The organism is Methylobacter tundripaludum SV96 (assembly GCF_000190755.2).
Taxonomy (GTDB): domain Bacteria; phylum Pseudomonadota; class Gammaproteobacteria; order Methylococcales; family Methylomonadaceae; genus Methylobacter_A; species Methylobacter_A tundripaludum.
The window spans coordinates 2,780,985-2,801,967 of the sequence record NZ_JH109152.1 but is presented as its reverse complement, the minus strand read 5'-3'; the positions used below and the strand labels follow the sequence as shown (position 1 = coordinate 2,801,967).

21 protein-coding genes are annotated in these 20,983 nt (G+C 48.1%); 6 read left to right on the top strand and 15 right to left on the bottom strand.

What is annotated here, in order from left to right; all coding sequences use genetic code 11:
- Positions 1-128 precede the first annotated feature (128 nt).
- The 3 genes from METTU_RS12550 to METTU_RS12545 form a co-directional block, all read right to left on the bottom strand.
- Positions 129-515: a CBS domain-containing protein gene (locus METTU_RS12550; RefSeq protein ID WP_006892043.1), complete on the bottom strand. Its 387-nt coding sequence runs from the start codon at positions 513-515 to the stop codon at positions 129-131.
- A 187-nt stretch (positions 516-702) separates the two neighbouring features.
- Positions 703-879: a hypothetical protein gene (locus tag METTU_RS23675; protein ID WP_006892042.1), complete on the bottom strand. Its 177-nt coding sequence runs from the start codon at positions 877-879 to the stop codon at positions 703-705.
- A gap of 2 nt (positions 880-881) precedes the next feature.
- Positions 882-3,161, bottom strand: coding sequence for a DNA translocase FtsK (locus tag METTU_RS12545; protein WP_006892041.1), 2,280 nt, complete (start codon positions 3,159-3,161; stop codon positions 882-884).
- 203 nt (positions 3,162-3,364) lie between these two features.
- Between METTU_RS12545 and trxB the strand changes: the two genes are divergently transcribed.
- Both trxB and aat read left to right on the top strand, forming a co-directional pair.
- Entirely contained in the window at positions 3,365-4,321 is a 957-nt protein-coding gene (gene trxB / locus METTU_RS12540) for a thioredoxin-disulfide reductase (RefSeq protein ID WP_006892040.1), read from the top strand.
- Between the two features lie 59 nt (positions 4,322-4,380).
- Entirely contained in the window at positions 4,381-5,076 is a 696-nt protein-coding gene (gene aat, locus METTU_RS12535; RefSeq protein WP_006892039.1) for a leucyl/phenylalanyl-tRNA--protein transferase, read from the top strand.
- Here the strand turns inward: aat and METTU_RS12530 are convergent.
- On the bottom strand, positions 5,070-6,485 hold the full coding sequence (locus METTU_RS12530) for an HDOD domain-containing protein (RefSeq protein ID WP_254257957.1): 1,416 nt from the start codon (positions 6,483-6,485) through the stop codon (positions 5,070-5,072). The genes aat and METTU_RS12530 overlap by 7 nt on opposite strands.
- 230 nt (positions 6,486-6,715) lie before the next feature.
- On the bottom strand, positions 6,716-7,156 hold the full coding sequence (locus METTU_RS12525) for a CBS domain-containing protein (RefSeq protein WP_006892037.1): 441 nt from the start codon (positions 7,154-7,156) through the stop codon (positions 6,716-6,718).
- A 758-nt stretch (positions 7,157-7,914) separates the two neighbouring features.
- Between METTU_RS12525 and fusA the strand changes: the two genes are divergently transcribed.
- Positions 7,915-9,999 carry an elongation factor G gene (gene fusA / locus METTU_RS12520; RefSeq protein ID WP_006892036.1) on the top strand — a complete coding sequence of 695 codons (2,085 nt, stop codon included), beginning with the start codon at positions 7,915-7,917 and terminating at the stop codon, positions 9,997-9,999.
- A gap of 175 nt (positions 10,000-10,174) precedes the next feature.
- Here fusA and METTU_RS12515 read toward each other — a convergent pair whose 3' ends face one another.
- A complete protein-coding gene (locus tag METTU_RS12515; protein WP_006892034.1) occupies positions 10,175-10,687 on the bottom strand; it encodes a hypothetical protein in 513 nt (170 codons plus the stop codon).
- A gap of 86 nt (positions 10,688-10,773) precedes the next feature.
- Here METTU_RS12515 and METTU_RS12510 point away from each other — a divergent pair, with 86 nt between their 5' ends.
- Together METTU_RS12510 and METTU_RS12505 are read left to right on the top strand one after the other, a co-directional pair.
- On the top strand, positions 10,774-11,649 hold the full coding sequence (locus tag METTU_RS12510; protein WP_006889488.1) for a tyrosine-type recombinase/integrase: 876 nt from the start codon (positions 10,774-10,776) through the stop codon (positions 11,647-11,649).
- A 9-nt stretch (positions 11,650-11,658) separates the two neighbouring features.
- Entirely contained in the window at positions 11,659-12,858 is a 1,200-nt protein-coding gene (locus tag METTU_RS12505; protein ID WP_006891225.1) for an IS91 family transposase, read from the top strand.
- A 123-nt stretch (positions 12,859-12,981) separates the two neighbouring features.
- On the opposite strand, the gene METTU_RS21800 is transcribed toward METTU_RS12505, so the two are convergent.
- From METTU_RS21800 to surE, 4 genes are all read right to left on the bottom strand, one after another.
- Positions 12,982-13,770 carry a tetratricopeptide repeat protein gene (locus METTU_RS21800; protein WP_050897755.1) on the bottom strand — a complete coding sequence of 263 codons (789 nt, stop codon included), beginning with the start codon at positions 13,768-13,770 and terminating at the stop codon, positions 12,982-12,984.
- A gap of 39 nt (positions 13,771-13,809) precedes the next feature.
- The gene (locus METTU_RS21795; RefSeq protein WP_050897754.1) at positions 13,810-14,376 is read right to left on the bottom strand and encodes a response regulator; all 567 of its coding nucleotides are present in this window, start codon (positions 14,374-14,376) and stop codon (positions 13,810-13,812) included.
- A gap of 526 nt (positions 14,377-14,902) precedes the next feature.
- Complete coding sequence (locus METTU_RS12495; RefSeq protein WP_006892030.1) at positions 14,903-15,565, bottom strand: protein-L-isoaspartate(D-aspartate) O-methyltransferase; 663 nt, start codon at positions 15,563-15,565, stop codon at positions 14,903-14,905.
- The gene (gene surE / locus METTU_RS12490) at positions 15,562-16,317 is read right to left on the bottom strand and encodes a 5'/3'-nucleotidase SurE (protein ID WP_006892028.1); all 756 of its coding nucleotides are present in this window, start codon (positions 16,315-16,317) and stop codon (positions 15,562-15,564) included. The genes METTU_RS12495 and surE overlap by 4 nt, the downstream gene beginning before the upstream one ends.
- A gap of 74 nt (positions 16,318-16,391) precedes the next feature.
- On the opposite strand from surE, the gene METTU_RS12485 reads away from it, so the two are divergent.
- On the top strand, positions 16,392-16,943 hold the full coding sequence (locus METTU_RS12485; RefSeq protein WP_006892026.1) for a Smr/MutS family protein: 552 nt from the start codon (positions 16,392-16,394) through the stop codon (positions 16,941-16,943).
- Positions 16,944-16,992: 49 nt separating this feature from the next.
- Here the strand turns inward: METTU_RS12485 and METTU_RS12480 are convergent, their stop codons facing one another.
- Genes METTU_RS12480 through METTU_RS12460 form a run of 5 tightly spaced genes read right to left on the bottom strand, consistent with a single transcriptional unit; the run spans position 16,993 to position 20,903 of the window.
- Positions 16,993-17,199 carry a SlyX family protein gene (locus tag METTU_RS12480; RefSeq protein ID WP_006892024.1) on the bottom strand — a complete coding sequence of 69 codons (207 nt, stop codon included), beginning with the start codon at positions 17,197-17,199 and terminating at the stop codon, positions 16,993-16,995.
- Between the two features lie 8 nt (positions 17,200-17,207).
- Positions 17,208-18,587, bottom strand: a complete 1,380-nt coding sequence (gene hemN, locus METTU_RS12475) for an oxygen-independent coproporphyrinogen III oxidase (protein ID WP_174269943.1) — start codon at positions 18,585-18,587, stop codon at positions 17,208-17,210.
- Positions 18,587-19,903, bottom strand: a complete 1,317-nt coding sequence (ccmI, locus tag METTU_RS12470) for a c-type cytochrome biogenesis protein CcmI (RefSeq protein WP_150107782.1) — start codon at positions 19,901-19,903, stop codon at positions 18,587-18,589. Before ccmI ends, hemN begins: the two co-directional genes overlap by 1 nt.
- Complete coding sequence (locus METTU_RS12465) at positions 19,900-20,373, bottom strand: cytochrome c-type biogenesis protein (RefSeq protein WP_006892014.1); 474 nt, start codon at positions 20,371-20,373, stop codon at positions 19,900-19,902. The genes ccmI and METTU_RS12465 overlap by 4 nt, the downstream gene beginning before the upstream one ends.
- The gene (locus METTU_RS12460; RefSeq protein WP_006892012.1) at positions 20,373-20,903 is read right to left on the bottom strand and encodes a DsbE family thiol:disulfide interchange protein; all 531 of its coding nucleotides are present in this window, start codon (positions 20,901-20,903) and stop codon (positions 20,373-20,375) included. Before METTU_RS12460 ends, METTU_RS12465 begins: the two co-directional genes overlap by 1 nt.
- Positions 20,904-20,983 lie beyond the last annotated feature (80 nt).

Below are 20,983 nucleotides of genomic sequence, written 5' to 3'. Positions count from 1 at the left end.
TGTAAGCCTTATCCTTGCAAAAACTTACTGCCGTCTTTTCCAGACGATTTTATTTTTTACCTCATCGAAACCGTCGCTATGATTCCAACAAAGCCTTCCAGGGCGTAAGTAGACTATTGAACGACCTGTTAAACATTTTGTTTCAAGTACTCCCCTACAAAATCAATTGATGAGACGATGCCTTTTATTATTTTATTTTCTGTTATGACGATGTGGTTGATTTTATGCTTTAACATTAACTTAGCCGTTTCGCTGGCAGATGTCTCCGGGCTTACTTCAATAACCTTATGCGTACACAACTCCCATGCCCGCTCGGTTTTTGGATTTTTTCCCCTTTCATGGAAATGTACAATATCTGGATAACTGATTACACCGAAACAACTCTGATCCGAACCGATAACCAACGCACACGTTGATTTGTGCGAATCCATTATCTTTTCAACCTGGTCGATAGTATCGTTAATATCTACGGTCGTAATGTGCTTATTCATTAGCAATGATATTGGTTTATCCATAGCATTAACGCCTAACGTAAAACCAGGAAGATGTGGGCATTGACCTTGCCACACCGTTATCCGCCGCACTCTTGTTGAGCGCAATCTCTAGTAAGTAAAAATAGGCGCCAAAAGAGGCGTTTTTGGCTGCACTTCCTAGTGCATACAGCCTTGTCTAAAGCCCGGACTGATTACACCAGCCTATGCTTTAGCCCATGAACAACACGAATACAACCAGCTGTAAAAACACCAACCCCCAGAAATAAAGCCCGAAAAGCACGGCCTTGACTGGTATCGGTTGCTGAGGAGAATTGCGTCTGACAATAACGATACCGCCCAGAGTCGCCATCAGCCCGATGGCGACTCCGATTAACGCAATGTTCATCGTTAATCTCTTACCGGTGGCGGCGCCAGCACGACTCTTGAACCATTGCTTTCCGCAGAGCTGACAACGCCAGCCGCCTCCATGTCTTCAATCATCGTTGCGGCGCGGTTGTAGCCGACCTTAAAGCGTCTTTGTACGCTGGATATTGAGGCCTTACGGGTTTCAGTGACAAATTGCACGGCTTCGTCGTACAAGGCATCCGTTTCGGAATCGCCATTACCGCCACCGCCGCTCATGCTGTAGCCATCACCGGAATCGGAAAGCTCACGGGTAATGTCTTCAAGATAATTTGGCGGCGCGGTTTGTTTTAAAAATTCAACCACGCGATGCACTTCATGGTCATCAACAAAAGCGCCGTGAGCACGAATGGGAATACTGGTGCCTGAAGGCAAAAACAGCATATCGCCGTTGCCTAACAGGGTTTCTGCCCCGCCTTGATCAAGGATGGTGCGCGAGTCGATGCGCGACGACACCTGGAATGAAATCCGGGTTGGCACGTTGGCTTTGATCAGGCCGGTCAATACATCAACCGATGGGCGTTGCGTGGCCAGAATCAAATGAATGCCGGCCGCACGGGCTTTTTGCGCCAGTCGGGCGATCAGTTCTTCAACCTTTTTGCCGACGATCATCATCATGTCGGCTAATTCGTCGATGACGATGACAATACTGGGCAGGGTGCTTAAGGTGGGATACTCTTCGCCTTCTTCCAGAGGATTGATCATTTGAAACATCGGGTCCCTGATGGTCTCGCCTCTTGCGGTCGCGTCTTCTATCAACTGGTTAAATCCGGCAAGATTTCTGACGCCCATTTTGGACATTAACTTGTAACGTCTTTCCATTTCGGCAACCGCCCAGCGTAACGCGTTGCTGGCTTCCTTCATATCGGTTACTACGGGGGTCAATAAATGCGGAATGCCTTCATAAACCGATAACTCCAGCATCTTCGGGTCGATCATGATCAAGCGCACCTGTTCCGGCGTCGCTTTATAAAGCAGACTGAGAATCATGGTGTTGATGGCGACCGATTTACCGGAACCGGTGGTACCTGCGACCAGCGCATGGGGCATTTTGCCCAGATCGGCAACCATCGGCGTACCGGAAATATCCTTGCCCATCGCCAGGGTCAGCATGGATTTGGATTTTTCAAACGGCGCAGAGATCAATAACTCGCGCAAAGTCACCATTTCCCGTTCCCGGTTGGGAATTTCAAGGCCGACTACGGATTTGCCGGGGATGATTTCAACGATACGAACGCTGGTAACCGACAATGCCCGGGCCAAATCTTTGGACAGGGTGCTGATGCGGCTGACTTTAACGCCAGCCGCAGGTTGCAATTCAAAACGGGTGATAACGGGACCCGGGTGAAAGCCGACAACAGTGACAGCAACATTAAAATCGGCCAGAATTTCTTCCACCAAGCGCGACATGTCTTCCAATTCGCTTTGCGAATAACCGATTACGCGGGTATCGCGGTGATCCAGCAACTCCAGGGAAGGCAACACGCCTTTGCTGGCGTCATATTTAATGACCGGCTGTTTTTTGGGTGGAAGCGTGTTTTTTGCTATTTTTTCTACAGGCTTTTCGATAGCCGGTGTGACCTTAGCGCTAATTTTTCTCTTAAGTTCCGATTTTCCTGGGTTGTTAACCAGCGTCTGGACGCGATTAACCGAACGTCCCTGCAACAAGCCCAGGACGCTGCTACAAAGAATCCGGCATATAAACACGGTATATTTACCGATAACATCTATCAGCGCGACCCATGACAGCCCGGTAACCAAGGTAACTCCTGCCAATAAAATCACCAATAAAAATAACGTCGCCCCCGAATTACCAAACACCACCAGCAATGCATTGCCGGTTTCCTGGCCTAAAATACCGCCGGTGTTGCTGGGCAGTTCGATCCCTATTCTTAATAGATACAAGTTCAATAATGCCGCGCCTGAAATAATGGTCGCTATCGACCCTATCCATTGCAGCGCGATAATCATTTTTTCTCGGCCTTGTCTGCCCTGCGTGTAAACTAGATAACCTTGCCAAAAGATAATGACCGGAAACAGGTAAGCGACCAAACCGAAACAGCTGAGCATGAAATCAGCAATCCACGCCCCAAAGACACCGCAAGCGTTAGAGACTGTCTGCACTGATCCGCTGTGCGTCCAGCCCGCATCCTCGTTACTAAAAGTGATCAGCGAAATTAAAAAGAATAATGCGCCTGCAATAAAGCCTAATAAAGCAACTTCACGCAAACCGCGAAAGGTTTTTTCTTCCATTACAGCAGCCATATTTAACAACTCGTCACATAAATTACCAATAAAACATAATTATAGATCAATAATGAGATGTTTTACATTAGTAATGTCCGCAATAAACGCCGGTTGGCATTTCCATCATCATCCGTCGACCATGCTGATAAAACAGTTTACGAAACACGCTTTCCTCTTCATAATTAATTTTTTTTCCTGTCTTTCCCTGCAAAGGATTTTTAATGAGTGATTCCAAACATTGCCGCCTTTTGATTCTAGGCTCCGGCCCCGCCGGTTATACGGCCGCAATCTATGCCGCACGCGCCAACATGAATCCGGTCATCATTACGGGCATGCAACAAGGCGGCCAACTAACCACAACGACCGAAGTGGATAACTGGCCCGGCGATGTTGAAGGATTGCAAGGACCGGCACTGATGGACAGAATGCATAAACACGCCGAACGCTTCGCTACCGAGATAATTTTCGACCACATCCACACGGCTGATTTATCCGCTCGCCCTTTCACATTAACCGGCGATTCAGGCACTTACACCTGTGATGCACTGATCATTGCAACCGGTGCTTCAGCGCGTTATTTGGGCATGGAATCCGAAGAAGCTTTCAAAGGCAAAGGTGTGTCGGCTTGCGCCACCTGCGACGGATTTTTCTACAGAAATAAACCCGTTGCAGTCATTGGCGGCGGCAATACGGCTGTTGAAGAAGCGCTTTATTTATCCAACATCGCATCGAAGGTCATTGTCGTGCATCGCCGCGACAAGTTTCGCTCCGAAAAAATCCTCTCCGACAAGCTGATTGAAAAATCGCAAAACGGCAATGTCATCATCGAATGGAATCACCAACTGGATGAAGTCCTGGGGGACGACATGGGCGTTACCGGCCTTAGAATTAAGAACACGCTGGATGGTTCGACCAAAGAACTGGATGTACATGGCGTATTTATAGCCATCGGCCACACCCCCAACACCGGCATTTTCGAGGGCCAGCTGGATATGGATCACGGCTATATTAAAGTCAAAAGCGGCATTCACGGAAACGCCACTGCAACCAGCGTTGAAGGCGTATTTGCTGCGGGCGATGTCATGGACTCCGTCTATAAACAAGCCATTACTTCGGCAGGCGCAGGCTGTATGGCGGCGCTGGATGCAGAAAAATTTCTTGATGAATTAGTCGGTTGAGCTGCAATTTGGGTTTAATGACCAATCTGGTTTTTCAGCGCCATACCTTAAGCTAAGCTATGCGGCTGACTGTTCTTGACCCCAAAAATCCGGAGCAAGATTTCCCCTTGACGAACAAAGCCCTCCGCGAACCGGACGGCTTACTTGCGGTCGGGGGGTGCCTGTCCCAAAATCGACTGTTAAACGCTTATCGGCACGGAATATTTCCCTGGTATAACCGCGGTGAACCTATCTTGTGGTGGTCGCCGGATCCCCGCTTGGTTTTATTCCCCGATAATCTGGTTATTTCCCGTAGCTTGCGCAAAACCCTGCGAAAAAATATTTTTTCAGTAACCTTTGACCAGGCTTTTAATGAAGTCATTACCGCCTGTGCAGATCCCCGCAAAGACACCGCGGGCACCTGGATAACAGCAGAAATCAACGCGGCTTATAACCAACTGCACCAAGCCGGATTTGCCCATTCGGTTGAAACCTGGCTTGGCGATGAGCTGGTTGGCGGATTATACGGTGTTGCACTGGGACAGGTTTTTTTTGGCGAATCCATGTTTCACACCAGAACCGATGCCTCCAAGGTAGCTTTCGCTACCCTGGTTCAGCAGCTTAACGCCTGGGGCTACCGACTGATAGACTGCCAAGTACATACAAGCCACCTGGAAAGCTTCGGCGCCCAGGAAATTGCTCGGGATTATTTTACAAAGCTACTCGATCAATATTGCGACATCCCTGCCAAGCCGTCCGCCTGGCAAGCTCAATAGCCGCCGCTCTGGTCAATGCCGCTATCTTTTTTTCCATTCACGGCACGTTGCATACGATAAATTGTAAGACCTATGTTTGCCTGTTGGGAAAAATATTTAAAGGCATTAAAATCTTCCTCAGTTAGCCGCTGGCTGCTAATCCCGCGATCGGTATAAATTAAACCGATCGGTATTTTGTTGGAAAAAACCGGCATAATAAAACATTCGTTTTTGCCAACCACATTAATATCCCGGAGCGTATACAACTTGCCATTATCCAAAGGCTTAGGCCAAAAAGCTTGAGTACCGGACAGCGCATGAAAAAAAAGATTGGCCGGTGTTTCCGAGATATTGAAAATGACCTTGTGCTCATACGATTCTTTACGCCACCCCAAAGACAACCGTTCTTTAAGGGACTGTTTATCGGGAGCCAATAGGGAAAAAATAGTTCGATCCATACCGATACCCCGATGAATTCCCTCAAGGACTGTTTCCAGCAACAGATTAATGTCAAACTGGTCGCTTATTATTGACGCTATATCCTGTGAAATCTGAAGTTGCAATTGTGTTTTATCAATAACCGGCGCTGGCTCGCCCATGACGACGACTTGATTTAGACGACTTTGAAGCAGCAAAGCAGCGTCAGTAGCTCCAAATTGACAGGCAATATCGGACGCAGTATCGGTATTACTTTGAAGTTTTTCATTGATAGCTTTTTTGGATTGCTTGGTAAGCGCCTCAATTTTCCTGACACAAACTTCATATTTTTCTGAATAGGCCCCCTCTTTTAACGCCTCGGTGATTTCATACCCCAAGTGAACCAAGTCAACTCTGGGATTTTTAGACAGGATCTTCGGCTTGATCGATTCTTCAACCAAACTGCCTAATTTCCAGGCTTTACTTAAAGAAGCACCCAGCTCTGTCAATGTAAAGCCCAGCACTTTTTTCTCCGCTTCTTCGCTACTGTATTTCCCTCTCTTTATCAGGTCTTGAATTTGCTCTCCCTGTTCACCGCAAAAGCACCAAAAAGAAATACTGCCAATATGATTAAGCAACGTGGCAATAAAAACCTCTTCCGGCGATTTATCGTTCATCGCAATGGCTATGGACTTGGCGTGTACCGCTGCATGAATGGCTTGGGCTATTTCTTCGTTGGCCTGTTGTTTGTTGACCGCGGATAGAATGGATTCAAAAAAAGAACAAACCAGTGTTAATTCACGGATAACATCGGAACCAATCATGATAATGGCCCGCGACACAGTCACCATTTTCTGGCGAGAAGGATTGTAATGGGGAGTGTTGCTGATTTTTAATAACTTAACCGTCAGATTCGGGTCCTGCAAAATAACAGATGCCAATTCCATGGCGCCTTTCCTGTCATCACTCAAAATATCATGAATACTTAGCGCAGTATTGGAAAATATCGGCATTTCTTCATTACACAATACATGCGTCCATCCATGAAGAGTAAGGGGTTCCGCTATAATTTTGGGGGGTACTACCTCCATGCTCATGTCTATTAAATTGAGACTTAGAGGATCGTTCGTCGGTGTCATTTGTTTTTTTACCTGTAATACCTTAACCTTAAGCCCTGCCAAAACAAGCAAAGACACAATGTGTTACTGCCGCTATTGATTGCGGTCATTACGCCAATCATGTTTCATAACAGGGCACTTATAGTTTTCGGGGATTGTTGTTTTAAATAGTGTATTAAGAAATCTTTCCAGGTAACGATACCCAGAATAACCTTGTCATCGCCGACGACAGGCAGACAGGATATATCCGCATCCAACATTTTTTGTACGGCGATGTTGCAATCGGTTGTGGGTGTCACGGTATCGATCTGGCGTGACATGATTTGATGAGCACGTTTTTGTAAAGTTTCTATATCGCGTAATGTTTCAGAAGCTGTATGAATATAAGGGCTTAAAGCACTCAATAAATCACAATCCGAAATAACGCCGGCAATCGTTTTGTCCGATTCATTTTCAACCAGCAGATGATGAAAATAGACATGATCGAAAATGTCCTTGATAACCAATAGCTCGGTATCCATGTTAACCGTAACCGGATTAGCGGTCATAATATCAGCGACAATCATAATCTGAACCTCCTGCTTTCAATCGAATATTTTACAATAGCATATCAGTAAATGTAGCTGTTTTTACGACATTTTAGTTGAATTATATATAGCTAAATTTTTATTCATACACTTTTACGCAGCACTCTTCGATCACAGCTTATGAACGGACACGACAACCGGATTCGACCACTTTTATCTTATGACATTATTTATAAAAAATAATATCCAATGCCTACCCTTGCCGATCAACAAATCTTCCTCTCCGGCTCGCGCCCTTACCTACATTCATGCAGGCGATGCCAGAAACCATCAGGACTATTACTAAAAATATATAGTCATTACACAGCCCGTCTTTATGCCTCTAAAAACGCTTGGGACTGTACCATCAAGGTTCCAAGGTTGTCCTTAGTCAATATCCTGACATCAAATGACTAAATAGATTCAGCCATTTTAATGTGGCTACAACATAACACATGGGTTTTCTATGTTTTTATAAAGTTTTTAGGTTAAAATGGTAGGCTTTCGAAGCTGGACGAGTGAGCAGCGATGGTGACTCAAATAAATGCACCTCACTCGGCTTTGAGCTACCCGCATGTACCCGACGCATTTCATCCACTCCGATGGCTACCCGCCACCGCGGTCTTAGGTTGTGTGACTGCGGTTATGATATGTAGCCCACCGCCCCGGTACGAGTCCTCAGTAAGCGTTCATAGTTTGAACACTGACTGAGAGCGGTCACCAAAAAAGTTTTTTATGCCCAACTTTAGAGTAAAAACATGACAGATTTAGCGCATTACAGAAACATCGGCATCTTCGCTCACGTCGATGCCGGTAAAACAACGACTACCGAGCGGATTTTAAAACTTACCGGTAAAATCCACAAAATCGGTGAAGTACACGATGGCGCGGCAACCACAGACTTCATGGAACAGGAGCAAGAACGCGGCATCACCATCCAGTCTGCTGCGACGACCTGTTTCTGGAAAGACTACCGTTTTAATATCATCGACACCCCTGGGCACGTTGACTTTACTATTGAAGTTTATCGTTCACTGAAAGTTCTTGACGGCGGTATCGGCGTTTTCTGCGGTTCAGGCGGCGTAGAACCCCAATCGGAAACCAACTGGCGTTATGCCAACGATTCCGAAGTAGCGCGCGTTATCTATATCAACAAACTGGATCGCATCGGCGCTGACTTCTATCGCGTGGTTAAGCAGGTTGAAGAAGTGCTTGGCGCCGTGCCGTTGGTGATGACTTTGCCTATCGGTACCGAAGATCAATTCTCAGGCGTAGTCGATATCTTAACGCGCAAAGCCTGGATATGGGATGATTCCGGCGATCCAATGAACTACGAAATCAAAGACATTCCTGCCGACATGGTGGCTGATACTGAAAAATGGCGCGAAAAAATGATCGATCAGGTTGCCGATCAATTCGATGATGTCATGGAAAAATATCTTGAAGGCGAAGAGCCCGATATTGACACTATCAAACGTTGTATCCGCAAAGGCACGATCAATCTGGATTTCTTCCCGACTTTCTGCGGTTCGTCTTTCAAAAACAAGGGCGTACAGTTGGTTCTTGACGGCGTTATCGATTACCTGCCTTGCCCAACAGAAGTTAAGCCGCAGCCTGAAGTCGATCTGGAAGGCAACCCAACCGGTACCTTTGCTATCGTCGATGAAAACAAACCCCTGCGCGCACTGGCATTCAAAATCATGGATGACCGTTTTGGTGCGCTAACATTCCTGCGTATTTACTCCGGCAAACTGGAAAAAGGCACTTCAGTACTGAACACCTTCACCGGCAAAACCGAGCGTATCGGTCGTATCGTGGAAATGCACGCCGATACCCGTAATGAACTTGATTCTGCTCAAGCAGGTGATATTGTTGCGGTATTGGGCATGAAGAACGTACAAACCGGCCATACATTGTGTGACCCGAAATACCCGGCTACATTGGAGCCTATGGTCTTCCCTGATCCCGTTATCTCATTAGCGATTTCACCGAAAGACAAAGCAGCTTCCGAAAAAATGGGTATCGCGCTGGGCAAAATGATCCAGGAAGATCCATCTTTCCACGTTGAGACCGATGAAGACAGTGGCGAAACCATTCTTAAAGGCATGGGTGAGCTGCATCTTGACATTAAAGTCGACATCTTAAGACGTACCCACGGCGTTGACGTTATCGTCGGCAAGCCTCAGGTAGCCTACCGCGAAACCATTACCAAAGCGGTTGAAGACGAATACACCCATAAGAAACAATCGGGCGGCTCAGGCCAATACGGCAAGATCAACTACATCATCGAGCCTGGCGAGCCCGGCACTGGTTTTGTATTTGAATCAGCGGTTACCGGCGGTAACGTACCGCGTGAATACTGGCCGGCAGTTGAAAAAGGCTTTAAAAGTATGCTGGATAAAGGCGTACTAGCCGGATTCCCTTGCTTGGACTTTAAAGTTATCTTAACCGACGGTGGCTTCCACGCAGTTGACTCCTCTGCGATTGCATTTGAAATTGCTGCGAAAGCGGCGTTCCGTCAATCGATTCCGAAAGCAGGGCCGCAACTGATCGAACCGATCATGAAAGTTGATACTTTCACTCCATCGGATCACGTTGGTGATGTTATCGGCGACCTTAACCGTCGTCGCGGCATGATCAAGTCTCAGGACGCGGGTGCAACTGGGGTTCGTATCAAATCTGATGTACCGCTGAGCGAAATGTTCGGTTACATCGGTGACTTACGTACCATGACCTCTGGTCGCGGTCAATTCTCCATGGAATTCTCGCACTATTTACCGTGCCCGAAGAACGTGTCGGAAGAAGTCATTAAAGAAGTGAACGAACGCAACAAAAAGAAATAAGCTAGAAAGGTACGCCGGGCAGTCCGCTGCCCGGCTACACACCTCTATACTCCGCACCATCCCCCGTATATTTACCCAGCAAATCATCTACATTTTGTTTATCGCCGGCCCGCGATCAGCAATCCTGAAAAAATCAATTGCTCACAAAGCTCACAACCCTCCCTAATAAGGCAAACTATGACTTTTGGGTTAATGGATTTTGATATTGAATTTTATCTAGTTCCAGCTGAATACTGCCAATTTGATCGTGGGGAACGCCTATTTTAATGGCTTTATTAATATAGGACTGAACAAGCATGGTTTTTTTTGGATCGGGTTTAGATATTTTAAGATCGTGGATAATGATTTTCAGCAGACTTAAAGTGATTGCCTGGTTATTAGGCATTTTTTCGACGGCATCTTCAAAAATTGCGAGAGCATCTTTAATTCTGCCTTCTTTAAATAAATTGACCCCTTCATTATTAATATCAACTAACTCCTGTTTTATCCGACTAATCAAATCGTTCGCATAATTATCACCGATAAATGCGTTGCACATTTTGTCAATCTCACCGATAAAGTATTTGTCATCAATGTTGGTTTTAATTAAATCCGCAAGAATTTCATCAGTCATTTCACTGGCTCCGCTCAGATGACTGATTTTTGCCAAAGGACTAAACCGCTCACGCGGTATTGAGGCTGCGATCATAAGCTTGAGGGTGGTTGAAAGAGTGTGACTGTTTCCTATGTTAAGGAATGAGGCAATCCGCCTTGTTTCAAGATAGGAGCAGTGTCATGACTTCGACAAGTAAACCCATTACCCCGTTGCGCCAACGTATGATCGACGACATGCGGATGCGCAAACTTTCCCCCAAAACCCAGGCCAGTTATATCCGTGTTGTGAAACGATTCGCGGGTTTCCTGGGACGTTCGCCTGATACAGCCAGCGTCGAAGATTTACGCCGTTATCAATTGCACTTGGTTGATCACGGTATTTCGCCGATTTCATTGAATGCGACCCTCACCGGGCTCAAGTTTCTCTTTGAAACGACGCTAGACCGCCCTGAGTTGTTGACTAAGATGCACCCGGTGCATGTACCTCACAAACTGCCGGTGGTATTGAGTCGTGAAGAGGTGGCTCGCCTGATCGCCGCCGTTGACAATCTCAAGCACCAGACAGCGTTATCGGTGGCTTACGGCGCCGGCTTACGTGCCAGCGAGGTGGTGTCGCTGAAGGTCGGTGATATCGACAGCCAGCGTATGACGCTGCGCATCGAACAGGGTAAAGGCAGCAAGGATCGTTATGCCATGCTGTCGCCGGTGCTGTTGGAACGGTTGCGCGCCTGGTGGAAGTTTGCCCATGCACAAGGCAAAATGCTCCAAGGTGGCTGGCTATTTCCTGGCTTGGACCCCATCGATCCACTCAGCACCCGTCAACTCAACCGGGCCATCCATGCCGCTGCTGAGGCGGCGCGAATTGACAAGCGGGTATCGATGCATACGCTGAGGCACAGCTTTGCCACTCATTTGCTGGAACAGAAGGTGGATATTCGGGTGATCCAGGTGTTACTCGGTCACAAGAAGCTGGAGACCACGGCGCTCTATGCCCAGGTAGCCACCGATATCCTGCGTGAGGTGGTCAGTCCACTGGAGACATTGCAACCGGTGTAGACTAAGGTCATGGTGCGTCCCGCACTGGAGGTGGCGGATATCTTCCGCACCCACGGACCCGCTTGGCGACAAGCTCAGCAAACCCACTTAAGTCTGGGGCAACTGAAAGTCATGTCCGCCATCGAACAGTGTCGTACCTCGACCTTGGGTGGGCATGTGTTGCACTGCTCCGCCTGTGAGCATGACGAAATTGCCTACAACTCTTGCCGTAACCGGCACTGCCCAAAATGCCAGGCCAGTGCGGCTAAACGGTGGCTCGAAGCCCGGCAGGCCGATCTGTTACCGGTGGACTATTACCATCTGGTGTTCACCTTGCCCGCGCCGATCAGCGCCATCGCTTACACCAACAAGTCAGTGATCTATGGCTTGCTGTTTGAGGTTGCCGCCGAGACGCTGCGCACCATCGCCGCAGACCCTAAACATCTGGGCGCACGGATCGGAGCCACCTTGATTCTGCATACCTGGGGCTCGGCGTTAACTCATCATCCGCATGTGCACGGCATCGTTCCCGGCGGCGGCTTATCCGTAGACGGCAAGCGATGGGTGGCTTGCAAACCGGGCTTCTTTTTATCGGTACGCGTGCTGTCACGGCTGTTTCGACGGCGTTTTCTGGAAGAACTCAGCAAAGCGCAGGCGGCAGGACAATTGCAGTTCTTCGGTGAGCATGCCCATCTGGCTGACGCCTCGGCCTTTGCTGATTGGCTCGTGCCACTTAAAAAGTGCGAATGGGTGGTCTACGCCAAACGCCCGTTTGCAGGGCCTTCGGCGGTATTGGCTTATCTGTCGCGTTATACCCACCGGGTGGCAATCGCCAACTCACGCCTGATTGCCCTGGACGAGCGCGGCGTCACGTTCCGCTGGAAAGACTACCGAGCCAAGGGCAAGACGCGGCATAAAACCATGACGCTCACTACCGACGAGTTTATCCGCCGCTTCCTGTTGCATGTGTTGCCCAGTGGCTTCCATCGCATTCGTCATTATGGCTTGCTCGCCAATTGCGGCCGCCGTGAACAGCTTGCGCAGGTACGTAAACTACTGCAGGTTATGCCGACCGACAGTGAACTCAACGGTGGGGATACCGATGCGGTAGGACAATCGGCCCAGCCGACTTTCACCTGTCCCGACTGCGGTGCGGCCATGATCATCGTCGAAATCTTAGCGCGCAAACAGCCGATTCGAGCGCCACCTTGGCAACGAGGTACGGCATGAAAACAAGTGCCTGCCAAACGCCAAATCACCTGCCACTGGTTTATCGGCGGTTAGAGCCGATACGGGAAGGCTTGGCCTGGTGGCGTAAAATCCCTATTTTTTGCTCGCCACCGCCACGAAAAATCAGGCGCATAGACTGTGAGATGGACCTACTGGGCTATATCGGGCCTCGGCTGACCAACATGAGAGCCAGGTTAACCCGTACAGCCACCTGTTAAATCTCCATAGTCCATCCCCTGTTCTAGTCCACTGCTGCGTAGCCCGCGGTTTCCTCCCTCGAGGCTTGTCCGACGCCTGCCCACCCAGTTCTGTCGCGTCTTGCAGTCTTGCGCAGGAGGGCAGGCATCTGACAACCCTTAACATTTCCAGACGCAGTTCTCTGGCTATTTGCTTACCGAATTGCTCGTTTAATTTAAATGCCTTTTCATAAGGTTTCTGCGCCACTACACCATTATTTTTTGCTTTTTGGATCTCGATTTCCAATATTGCAGCTCTAAGCCTTGAATCCGGGTCATTGAAAAAACATTTATTCATATCATTCAATATCTTTAATGCATCACCGGCTGAATTGGATTTTAAGTGGGCTTTAGCCAAACCCGAAAAATCACTGGATGATCCATATACAGAATGCTTGCCCAGGTTAACTGCTGCTTTATAGGCTTTTTTTGCAACGTCAATGTTTTCAGTTTTGTCAGCCAACAAGGCCAGTCGTTGCTGCCTTAAAATAGTTTGAGGTGAAAGATCAATCGCCAAGTTAAGCGTGATTAACGCCTCTTCATTGTTACCCAAGGCTTCGTACGACTTTGCCAACCAGTCATAAGCTTCCAACATCATAGGATATTGACCGATAAACTGCTGAAGAGACTCAACAGCCTGCTCATAATTGCCGTCAAAAAAAACGATCACAATCATACCCAACTTAGCCCAGGGAATATCTCTTTCTTGCAGTATCTACTGATAAATTCTTTCGGCCGCCTTGAAATCCCTGATGACAAGAGCTAAATCGGCGCGTATCTTCAATACATGTAAGCGGTTTTTTCTATTGCCCTGCTGAAGCAGCTTTTCACAGTTTTGTATCGCCTGATAAATATTGCCTATATCTATTTCACGTTCAATACTGGCAAGATATTCCTTGCGGACAATACATCGTTCGATCCGGGTTGAAAGTTGCAACCGGTTAAAAGGCTTTATCAAGTAATCATCTGGCTTGCAGTCGAGGGCGCTAAGCACCATGTTCTTACTCTGCTCAACGGTAATCATTATAAAAACAGCATTAAACGACAGTAGCTTAAAATGTTTTGCTTCTTCCAGAACCTGCTGGCCATTTTTCCCATCGCCAAGATTATAATCGCAGAGGACAATATCGAATTGACTGCGCCTCATCTCCACTATGCCATTAACGCCGGTTCCCGCTTCAACGATGTGCCGCACACCCAATGAATACAGTATGTGTTTAATGGTTTCTCGTATGATCACTTGATCCTCGATTACCAAAATCTTTTTTGAGTCAAAGTTCATTTTCATAAGAACCGATCTTAACCTTAAATCGGCGCACAGAAAATTCTATAATTGATTACTTTCTCTCAAAAATAACACGCCAATCACCGTTAATGACTTCAATAAAAGAGAAATGATAACCAGGACACGAATTAATGCAGACTTTTATGTTGTTGATCAGTATTCCTCGCATTCAATAGACAAGACTGTTGATTTTTTTAGGGTAATTCGCGACAAAAGACATACCGTAGAATAGGCAGGGGGATTCCCTACCCAAAAGAGACACAAAACACCGCGTTCCGCACAATAGCGGCAATGACAAAAGCCTTTGTAAGGCATTGGAAAAACATCGCCCAAAATCCGCACAGCTCAAACCGGATTTTTTTGCTGTGAAGGTTAACTTGTAGTCACGACAATGCTGTCACCGAACATCCCACAAAACCGAGCCTTATAGGGCTGGGGTGGGCATGGTCGCCATCACATTCGTTAGTGCCGAAAAAAATGAAGATGCTGCAAAAGGTTATGTCATGCATTTATTGAAAAATGTTTATTTCCTTCCAGATAAAAAAGGCACAAAAACAACCGGCTCCAATCTCTCAACTTCATAGCCGCCTTCTGTGCGCGTGACTCTCTGTAGCTGCTGGCTGCTGCCTTTGCCAATGGGAATAACCATCACTCCGCCGACAGCCATTTGTTGCAACAGCATTTCCGGTATTTCAGGCGGTGCGGCAGCAACCAGAATACCATCATACGGCGCATGATCCTGCCACCCCCAGCCGCCATCGCTGTGCAAGTAACTGACATTCTTGAGCTTTAAACCCCATAACCGATCTTTGGCTTTTTTCTGTAACGGCGCGATTCTTTCAACGGAGTAGACATGATTGACCAGTTGCGCCAGGATTGCCGTTTGGTAGCCGCAGCCAGTGCCTATTTCCAAGACTTTTTCTAATCGGCCTGATGAGGCCAGCAGCAACTCTGTCATTTTTGCGACGATATAAGGCTGGGAAATCGTCTGGTTGTAACCAATCGGCAGTGCGGTATCTTCATAAGCGCGGCTGGCCAAGGCCTCGTCCATAAAAATATGTCGGGGCGTATTGCGTATGACATCCAAAATTTTATTGCTTCGGATGCCTTGCTCCATTAACCGATTGATCATGCGCTCACGGGTGCGCGAAGAGGTCATGCCTATTCCTTGCAGGCTTTGAATCATAAATCATGCTCCTTGGGCAGCCATGTCTTTAAATCATTGATTCGCTCATACCAGGTCAAATCCAGCTGTAACGGGGTAACCGACACGAAACCTGCATTAATGGCATAAAAATCAGTTCCGGGGCCTGCATCCTGTTCCGCTCCCGGCGGGCCTACCCAATAAATAACACGGCCGCGAGGATCTTCACTCTTGATGACCGGCTCCGATTTATGCCGCTGCCCCAACCGGGTTGCCTGATAGCCTTTTAAGTCTTTAATCGCGACATCCGGCACATTGACATTAAGAATGGTGTCTTGCGGTAAGGGATGATTAATCAATTGTTGCAACAGCGTTACCGCAACATGTGCGGCAGTTTCAAAATGAATTGGGTTAGCGCCCGCCAACGAAATGGCGACAGCGGGCAAACCTAAAAAACGCCCTTCGGTTGCCGCCGCAACAGTCCCCGAGTAAAGTACATCATCACCCAAATTGGAGCCATGGTTAATCCCGGCAAAGACCATGTCCGGTTCATTTTCCAGCAAACCGGTTATTGCCAAATGCACGCAGTCGGTGGGTGTACCGTCAACTTTAATAAAGCCGTTATCCATTGTATAAGCGCGTAACGGCATTTCCAGCGTTAACGAATTACTCGCCGCACTGCGGTTTCTATCCGGAGCTACTACCGATATTTCGGCATGTCCACCTAATGCATTGGCTAATGCAATAAGTCCTTCAGCCAAGTAGCCATCATCATTACTTAACAAAATATGCATTATCAATCGCCCTGAAGCCGATTAAGCTATAAAATCGACCATATTAGCAACAATACACAACAAAATCAGCTTTCGTGGCAAAAAAAAACCTTACTCCAGAAGACAGCGATTTATTTCGTATCACTATCGGTAAAGTACTCGCTGTAAAAAGCGATAAAGTGCTGTTAACGGAAGATAATAAACCCAAGCCATTCCCCAAATCGCAGGCCGTTGACGTGGAGGAACACTTAGACGGTGCGACCGGATTTGATGTTGAAAAAGTGGGACTCGAAGACTCGCTGAGTTTTACAGCTCCGGGACTACAGCATAATGTCTTAAAAAAACTGCGCAAAGGACAGTTTGGCCTGGATGCGGAAATTGACCTGCACGGACTGAACAGCAATGAGGCAAAACGGCAACTGCTGCATTTTCTGCATACCTGTGTAGAAGACGGCTGCCGTTGCGTACATATCGTCCATGGTAAAGGCTATCGTTCGGCCGACAACCACCCCGTACTCAAAAACAACCTCAACGTATGGCTGAGGCAACACCAAGACGTTCAGGCCTTTTGCTCCGCGCCGCCTAAAGACGGTGGGACGGGGGCGGTTTTTGTGTTATTGCAATTGTCTAAAAAATACGACACGTAGGACCGCCTCTGCGGCGCTTTCGCCGTGAGGGTTAAAACTCGCTCAACGACTAATAATGCGGCGGCACTTCCTCAATACTTTCCCCGCCGCTACCCTCAGCAGACAGGCTTTTAATCCGATCGTTGAGCATTCTGCAAGTGGCTTCCAAGCGCCCTATCTGTTGCTGATGCCCGGCGACTATCTTATTCAACGCCTGCAGTAAATCTTCCTGATAGGCAGCTTTTATTTCCAATTCGATTAATCGATCTTCATTCATAAGGCGACTTAAATAACTTTTGAAAACTGCTGTTGTTTTTGCGCCAGATACTTGTCGAATACCATGCAGATATTGCGGATCAATAGACGACCTGAAGATAACACCTTGATGCCTTCCCCGGATACAAACAGCAAACCGTCAGCCTGCATCGGCGCTAATGCCTCAAGTTCCTGGGCAAAATAATCGGTAAAGTGAATGGTGAACTGCTGCTCGATAGCGGCAAAGCTTAAATCGAAATGGCAGATCAGCTGGGTAATCACGGCGCGGCGCAGTTTGTCGTCATCATCCAGCTCGACACCTTTAAATACCGGCAATTGTCCCTGACTGATCAATTGATCGTACTCCTCCAGTTCTTTGACATTCTGGATATAGGCATCCCCTACCCTGCCGATCGAAGTAATCCCCAAACCCACCAGATCACAATCCGAATGCGTGGAATAGCCCTGGAAGTTGCGATACAAATGCCCCTCGCGCTGAGCCACGGCCAATTCGTCATCGGGTTTGGCGAAGTGATCCATGCCGATATAAACGTAACCGGCGTCGGTGAGCCTTTGCCCGACCATCTGCAAAATAGCCAGCTTCACGTCGGGGCTCGGCATATCGGCGTCGTTGATCTGGCGCTGGATTTTAAACCGTGTCGGCATGTGCGCGTAGTTGAAGATCGAAAAACGATCCGGCGACACAGCCAGGATTTTGTCCAGCGTAAGGGCGAAGGTCTCGACCGTTTGCAGCGGCAGGCCATAGATCAAGTCGATATTGGTCGAGCGAAAACCCTCGGCGCGGGCCGCCTCCAAAACGCTGAACGTCTGCTCTTCACTTTGCAGGCGATTGACAGCTTTTTGCACGGCCGGGTCGAAATCCTGCAAGCCCAAACTGACCCGGTTAAAGCCCAGTTCGCGCAGTTGCTTCATGGTCTGGTCGTTGGTTTCACGGGGATCGACTTCAATCGAATATTCGCCCTTGTCGTCAGCCCTTAAGTGAAAATGCTCACGGGTGACCGCCATCAGCGTTGTCATCTGCTCGTAGCTTAAAAAAGTCGGCGTTCCCCCGCCCCAGTGCAATTGATTCACGACTCGGTTGGAGTCGAACAAATCGCCCTGCAACGCAATTTCTTTACACAGATTCGCCAAATACGGTTCCGCATGTTTGCGGTTTTTGGTGACGATTTTATTACAGGCGCAATAAAAGCAGACGGTGTCGCAAAAAGGAATATGAAAATACAGCGAAAGCGGCCCGCCGGCGGCATTGGATTTTGCTATGTGCTGGCGATATTCCTTGTTGCCGAAGCCTTCGTGCAGCTCCAATGCGGTCGGATAAGAGGTATAACGGGGACCGGCCTTATCGTAACGATTGATAAGGCCTAAATCGAATTTTATAGATTGATCCATCATTTTATTGAACTGTTGATGACTATTTTTTTAAGGCTTTTATCAGTCAACGCTACCTGTTCGATGATGCCGATCAAGTCGCCGGGCTGTTGCATCGCATCGCCGGATTTGGAGATGCGCGCCAGCAGTTTGACTTGCTCGAAATTCGATAACTTCATGGTCGGCATCATCGCCATCGCATCAGTCAAGTTGACGGTTAACGGCAATTCGGAAACCTGTTTACGCACGATAGCCAGCGGCATTTTGGGGCCGGATAATGCCTGAGCGTAAATAAAGACGGTATCGCCGGGATTGGCCGATTTTTGCAACTCGGGCGCCAAGCTCACCTGAACATCAACACTCGCGACTGCCGGGGATGGCGGAAGTGTCGCAACCGGTTGCACAGGTTTTGCTTCCGCTTGAATAGCGCCTTCCGGCATCTGCGTTGCAAGCTTTGCCAACAGCACCTGTATCTCCCGTTGGGCTTCCGAATCCTGAGGCAGCTGCGCTTCCAATTTTGTCCACAAATCCATTGCCGCTGCAAAATCGCCTGTTTGCGCTTTTGCCATGCCGCCCAGCCACAGGCCGGTCACGTTATTGGGCTCCATCGCCAAGGCTTTAAACACCAGTTCTGACGGTTTTCCGGCCAGCTGCTCATTGTTGGAAAAGGCCAGGGCATCGGCGTAAAGCAGCATGATTTCCGGCTGCTCGCCTATTAACTTGTAGGCGTGTTCAAACGCTTCGGCGGCTTGAGGATATTGCTGCAAATACTTGTAGGACCGGCCTAACATCGTCCAGCCCATCGCATCGTCCGGCTGTTCTTTCAGGCGCTCCGCAAGCCCGGCAACCATGCTTTTCATTTTCTCCAGCTCGGGTACTGCCTGATTTGCCGCCGCTGTTTGATTTTCCTGCGTTAATGACTGATAGTTGCCCAGTATCCAATAAAGCGAACCCGCCACAAAAGGGATTGCCAAAACCAGTACCAGCGCTATCCACCGGCCTTGCGACGGTGCTTCGTTGACATGGCTATCTATATCGAGATCATCGCTCAAGGCCTGTTCAAGTTCGACCAGCTGCTCGTCATAAAGTGCCTGAGTTAATGCGCCTGCTTGCAGTTGTTCCTTAAGTTCAGCCAATCGTTGCCGGGCAATGGCGATATTACGCTGATCCTGGTCCGCAAATCCCCCCCAGCCCCCCTTTGCTAAAGGGGGGAGTGGATCCTTTTCTCCCTTCTTTGAAAAAGGGGGGGCGGGGGGGATTCTCCACAACGGCGGCAGCACAATCAGAAAAGCGATTAAGACCAGTACGCTGACGATAAGCAAAAATAGCATATTCAAGACTGATCACCTTTCTCTAACAAATTACGGATTTTTGCCAATTTCTCAGCGTTCTCGTTCCCTGTGTTGGAATGCAGGACGGAGGCGGTTTTTTTACGCCGCGCAAACAAAAACACGGCAATCAAACCGATTAGCAAAAACACCACCGGCCCCATCCACAACAGACCGGTCTTGAGCTTAAAGGGCGGATTGTACAAAACGAAATCGCCGTATCGATCGGTCATAAATTGGGCTATGTCCTGCTTTGATTTGCCTTGTTGCAGCATTTCGTAGACTTGTCGGCGCAAATCCGCGGCCAGCTCCGCATTGGAATCGGCGATGGTCTGGTTTTGACAGACCAGACAGCGCAGTTCCGAGGTCAGCGTTTCATAAGCCTCTTGCTGTTCAGGATTGGCAAACTGCCGGAATTCGACACCGGCGCAAGCTATGCCGGACAGTATTAACAGAAAAATGATAGATAAATGCTTCATTAATTTTCGGCTTGTAACTTGGCGATCAAAGGCAGGAATACTTGCTGCACATCTTCAGGTGTAACGGGACCGGTATGCTTATATCGAACCACGCCCTGTTTATCGATCACGAAGGTTTCCGGCACACCGTAAACGCCCCAGTCTATGCCGATGCGGCCATCCTGATCCATGATGCTGACATCGTAAGGATTGCCTAATTGCGCCAACCAACCTAAGGCGGCTTCAGGCTCATCCTTGTAATTCAAGCCGACGATAACGGCGGCTTTGGCTTGGGCCAATTGGTTGAGTACCGGATGCTCGGAACGGCATGATACACACCAGGATGCCCAGACATTAAACAGCCAGACTTTGCCTTTCAAATCGGCGGGCGTTAATTTTTCTTCGGGCGCTTGAAGCTTGGACGCAGAAAACTCCGGAGCCGGTTTGTTAATCAGCGGCGAAGGAATCTCACTGGGATGAAGGTTTAATCCCAGTGCCAGAAATACCGCTAGAACGATAAATAATATTAAGGGGAGGATGTATTTAAGCATTGATTTATTTAATATATTTTTCTTCTAATAACGATTCACTATCGGGAGTTTTATCCAGCAACGTTAAAATATCATAAAGT